This is a genomic window from Bartonella sp. MM73XJBT.G (assembly GCF_028618435.1).
GTDB lineage: Bacteria > Pseudomonadota > Alphaproteobacteria > Rhizobiales > Rhizobiaceae > Bartonella.
Genome location: NZ_JAQISW010000034.1, coordinates 1 through 6,197 on the forward strand (window position 1 = coordinate 1; position 6,197 = coordinate 6,197).

Here is a 6,197-nt window from a genome sequence, read left to right on the forward strand (position 1 = left end):
CTCTATTGACCATAGCACCGCCACAAACATGGGCATTATCGCAAACCCTAGCATTGTCAAAAACTATAGCATCTTCATAAACATGGGCATTATCATAAACTTGAGAACTTCCTAAAACACGTGCTTTGCCATAAACCTCAGCATTGCCATAAATTCTAGTCTTATCAAGAAACTTGCCATAAATAGTGTCATAAATTTTTGCATTGCCATACACTTTAGCATGTCCAAAAACATCCCCATAAATCAATGCGTTCTCATAGACTTGCGCATTGCCATAAACCTCAGCTCTAATATGCACGCTAGCATTGCCATAAACTCTTGCATTTTCATAAATTTTTGCAGAGCCAGTAATTTTTGCATTATCCGAAACATGGGCATTATCGAAAACCCGCGCATCCCCATAAACCATGGCATTGCCACCGACCCAGCAATTGCCATTATCAGCTAAATTTGCAACTTTGTGTATAAAGCCCCCGAGATCCCCCGCCTTTACATTGGCAAAATCCTTTAAAGCACGAATGCGATAAAGAGTATAATCACCTACCTCAATTGTTTCGTTTGTAAATTCGTATTTTTTTGCAGGCTCTTGTTTATTATTAGATGCGGTTTCATTTGAAATGGAAGAAATAACGGGGGTGTTTTTTGAGATATTTGTCATAATTAAATCCTTGATGTTAATGACGTTTCTATTGACTCTCTATAAGAGAGCCGGGCGCTAGAAACACGGCATCAAGTCCGTTGCTGCGCTTTTCCCATAGGGTATTTTATGGCGTAGCTACACCCGACAAAATCATTATATGCCAATGACAGCATAAAAGATAGCCAGTTCTTTTTAACATGGGAAAGATTGTTTCGTAATCTACCCGCTTGATGTTTAAGTGTTTCTATCACTTGAGTATTTATATAACAAAATACGTATTTATTGTCAATTATTATTTTATCTTTTTTGATATTTTTTATGTTTTTTTAAATTCATTGTGTATATATATTTTCATATGCTTATTAATTGCTTCTTTTATATTTATATGCTTTTAAAGCTATATTATGGGCTTTCTTAAACGATTGTGTTATTTTTTGAATCTATACATTTATAATATTTAGAAACGTTCTCATAATGCGTATTTTTAACTTTATAACGTATCTATTTTTTTACTAAATGAATTTTAAATTTTTTGTGAATTTTGTTTATAAGGCTCTTTAATTTAAACGACCTTAATAGGCACTGCGCTCTTATAAAAAATGCATTCATTTGCATTGTGATTATGAAAGCCTGTTTTTTTACACGTGCTTTATAGCTGTTATCTGCTTTATAGCCACCGCATTATTTTTCATTTTCATAAGAGAAACGATAATTGTGATTTATAGCCTTTTATGAAAACCTCTAAAGAGAGATTGATAACTATAGAGATGAGCAAAATCCCTTTTAATAGACTTTTGTCATTTTTGTCAGTTTAGTCAGTTGTTTTTAGACCCTAGAGTATTTTTTTAATGAGATAAAAAATTAAAAACATTATTTTTCAATAGGTTAGCATTTTAATGATACAACCCTTATTAAGATGCAACCCATAAATTCAACTCATAATATATATTTGTCAGTTATCTGTCAGTAAATTTAACTGACAAAATGATTATTTTAGTGAGTGATTAAAACACGTCTTTAAAAAGCATGTGATCCTTTAAAGCCTTTCAAAAGACAGTTTATAATCATAAGAAATGCTATCAAGATCATTATGGTTATAGTTTAGGGGGTTTAGGGGGTTTTGGGTGTTCTTTTTACACCCCCTTTATATATATTTTTTAGTCAAAAATAAAAGTTATTATATTTCAATATGTTAATGTTTCAAATAAACAACCTATATTAAACACAACACATAAATACAATCTTTAATATATATTTAAGAGGGTTTTGTAGGTGTTTTGGGGGTTTTAAAAACAGACAAAACCTATAAGTAATATAAGAAAATGAATATACAAAACTCTCTTTAAACAAAGCTTTTAAAAACAATAAAGCTATCATTTGAGATTGCGATATAATCTTTTAAAGGCAATCCAAAAGAAGCGTATTCTATTTAAGAGTGGATTTCTTATAAGTCTCAAAGCAATCCAAAGTAGAGTGTTTAAAAGTGCAAATGATTTCTTTTTAGAATAACGCATATAAACACTCCTTTTAAGATTGTATGTAAGCAATTTATAAAAGGGGTATAAACCTATAGTTATAAGACCTTATACCCCTTGTGAATTTATCATACCCATCATGTAAGCATGGCAAGTCTATTCAGTTTCTCTTATTTCTAATTTTGGTAGGCTCTTAACAATTTTCATTGTCTCTAAACTTACGGTAATAACCCTTTGGAATAACTCCAATGAATAAGCAGGATTGCCAACGGTTTCAACAGCATAGCGATTAGCATCATTCACAATGCCACTCTTTTTATCAGTTTTCACGCATTGACGCCCCATAACCCATTCAAGAGCGGGCTTGCCATTGACGATATAGTCATAAGCTTCAAGAGGAATGTCTGTTATGATGATATTACTATTATAAATAACCGTCGATTTATCCTTTTCCTTGCTATTTCCAAAGAATTTCATTTCAGTTACATAATAGAATTCTTTAGGATTAGGGATATCAGTCTGTTTTGGATTGCCTTTTTTAAAGGTCACTGGATAAGGTTTCACATCTTCATAATTGACGTGCAAATGACCCAGTTCACGCCCTGCTGTAACAAACATCCAAAAATCTTCAGCACTCTTTACACAAGGAATGCGAGGCAATTCTTTGCATAAATTATCAGCATAACGAGTACGATAATCCTCTGAATGTAAAAGACCGTAAACATAATAGAATAGATCATCTTTCGTGATATTTTCATTAGGATAAGCTGCTTTAAAATGTGCTAACCCTTCATCCGTAATGGCATCACGCCTCTGTAAACCAGTTGTTTTGTTTTGCTCTGTAGCATTTGCAAATAAATGAGATTGTTTCCCATTTTTACTTTTTAAGGATTCAGTAGCCTCATAAAGATACCTAGGAAAACATTGACTAGCAGCTATCGCATTAACATCAGGTAAATCTTTAATCATTAGGGTAGAAAAACTATTTACTCCTATACCTGTAAGTTGAATCACCCTATTTTCAACTACTTGTCCTATCGGAAATATTCGCATCTGATAAGCGCCATCGCAATTTAGAGCAGCATCACAATAAAGCCATTGTCGTGTAAAAGGGCGATAAAGACTTTGTGTAAGGCAAGCTTCTTCAAAGTTGAAAGACTTTCCTTTTACCAAGTCTCGTTTGAGATTATAACTCCAACTGATTTTTCTTTCATCTGAGTTTACGAAACTATCTATAGCATTGGTATGTAACTTATGATCAGCATGTGAATAGCTATGATTAAAACGTTCAACCTCACTGTTATAAAAGGTAATCATATTACGCATATTTTTTGCTAGTGTTTCACGGCTTGAGTTATACGCCCAAGCATCACGGCTCGTCATAATGCCACGAGAAAAATTTTTAAATAGCTTTTTATCATGTCCTTTTTTAACACCCATGGCTAAAAAGGTTTTAAAACTGTCATCACGTTGATTGATCCAATCACCATGTTTGTCTGGTGTGATTATTTGCCAACTATTTTCACGTGTAATACCGTTAATACTACCAAAATCCTTAATTGTCTTAAGCTTTTTTTCTCTCGTGAGATAATCTCCAATGTCATGGAAATATATCTTCCCACATTGTTCAGATTCTGGATTTTTTACAAGAATAGAGATAGCTATAGGGGCTCGAGAGCCTTCACCAAAAATCTTACCGCCTTCTTTTCGCGAAAGTTCTCCAGAAGTTCTTTGATTCCCTCGTAAATGAAAAATATAAAGGCTTGAAAACTCCTCAACGAGGCATTTTCGTAAACTGTCCATAGAACTTCCATTGATAAAACCGGCATTTGTGACAAAGCCGATTACCCCAGCATTATCAATACGGTCACTAGCCCAGCGAATGGCACGAATATAACTATCATAAAGTGCTTGCATATTGGTTGCATTTGACTGAGCAGCATAAGTTTCACTAATACGTTTATCTAAAACAGGGTAGGGTGTGTTTTTTGCATTATCATTTTCGTTTTTTTGCTTTGTTGAATAAGGAGGATTGCCAAAGATAACTTTGATATCCAGTTTCTTTTGAAGTTCTAAGTATTCGCTGTTTTCTTTGAGTATACCTTCCATAAGGTCTTTTTCTTTAAGCGTCTGAAACGTATCAGCCAAACCAATATGTTTGAAAGGAATATATTCACCTTTCACAAGACTATGATAGGTTGATTCAATGTTAATGGCTGCTATGTAATAAGCTAAAAGAACGATCTCATTGGCATGAATATCATGACGGAATTTATATTCCATATCCTCTGGTTTGATGAGATTTGATTGTAATAACCGTGTGATAAAGGTACCAGTACCCGTAAAAGGGTCAAGAATAGAAACACCGCGTGAACCCAAGCTTTTTCCAAATTCACTTCGCAAAACATCATCAACAGAATAAATGATAAAATCTACAACCTCAATGGGGGTATAAACAATCCCAAGTCTATCCGTGGTTTTCTTAAATGCCTTGGCAAAAAAACTTTCATAAAGCTTGATAATAAGATTCTGTTTTGCGTGAGTTTCGGTAATCCCTGCTGTACAGAACGTGACACTTTTGTAAAATTTATCAAGATCTTTGGTTTTTTCTTCAATATTCGTTTTATCCAGTTCTCTTAAGATCTTGTCCATGGCTTGCGAAATGGCATTGTTCTGTACAAATTCATTGCCCTCAAACAAGGCTTCAAACACGGGACGCGTCACAAGATGCTGTGCTAACATCTCAATGGCTTCTTCTTGCTTGATTGCACTGTTTACGTTGTTTTGTAATTCCTTATGAAAGGCATCAAAAGCGTGAAAGGCTTCACTCTTTTCATCGGAAATTATATCTTTAAGATGATTGATATGGTTTTGAGCAATCTCAGCAACATTGCCAGCCCATATACCCCAATAATCCGTGATTTTAAAACTATCCAGAAAAATCGCTTTGACAAAATCAAAAAATTCAGAACGGCGGAATAAGTCTCTTTGCTCGTTATACCCCGATTGAGATTTGCTTGCTGCTGTTCCAATAACATGTCCAGAACTTTCTGTTTTTGATTGTATCGTGACCTCATCAACCGTTGTGGTGAGTTCTTTTAATTCATCGGCACGTTTAACCTCTATAATCTCAATCGTATGACTGCTATCTTGTCCTAAAGACATCTGATTAATCGTTCTTGCAAGTCTTTCATCATGAGAATGTAAAGCATGCAAAACTTGCCAAACAACACGGTACCTCTTATTGTTTCGTAAAGCTTTTTTGGCTTCTAGGTGTGAAGGAATGATAATGGGTAAAATGATATAGCCCGTCTTTTTTCCCTTGGCACGACGCATCACACGTCCCACCGCCTGTATCACATCCACTTGGCTTTTACGCGGGTGTAAAAACATTACCGCATCGAGAGTAGGAACATCCACACCTTCAGAGAGACAGCGTACATTGGTCAACACACGACACGTATTTTCCCCCGCATTCTCTTCAAGCCAATCAAGTTTTCTTGTACGCTCTTTGGCACCATCCTTGCCATCAATATGATCAACTTGACAGATCAGAGGGGGCGTATCGGGGTGGTTCTTATAAAGTCTCTTGAAAATCCTCTTAACACCTTTCCCATGAAAGGTATCACGGATACGTTTAGAGGTTTGGATATCTTTACAAAAAGCCAAAGCCCGACGCATGGGGCTCGTATCATCTCCAAGATCAACCTTGGTATCCATTTTGGTCAAAGCTTGATAACAACCAACAATCTTTGTTCTATCATCAAGAATAAGTTCATAATCCTTACTTGTGGTTGGGAGTTCCATACTTTTACTGATTTCCCCCTCATCAACACCCAAAACAATAATCTTATAAGGGGTTAAGAGTTCATTCTTAACGGCATCGGTAAAACTATAGGTATAAAGAACTTTTCCATAAATACTTTCATCATCCATGGACGCTAGAACGGCATTCACCTCATCCGCACGCTTTTTAGCTGTATCACTAAAGATACGAGGTGTTGCTGTCATATACAGACGTTTGTTCCCTTGAATAACACTGTTGTTGTGAACCTTAACAAACTCAGATTCATTCTCATCGC

General features: G+C 35.1%; 2 protein-coding genes. Both read right to left on the reverse strand.

What is annotated here, in order from left to right:
- On the reverse strand, window positions 1-658 hold a 658-nt coding region (locus tag PVV59_RS09080; RefSeq protein WP_273755785.1), incomplete at its 3' end, for a hypothetical protein.
- 1,613 nt (window positions 659-2,271) lie between these two features.
- The coding region (locus PVV59_RS09085) for a type ISP restriction/modification enzyme (protein ID WP_273755786.1) at window positions 2,272-6,197 on the reverse strand (3,926 nt) is incomplete at its 5' end.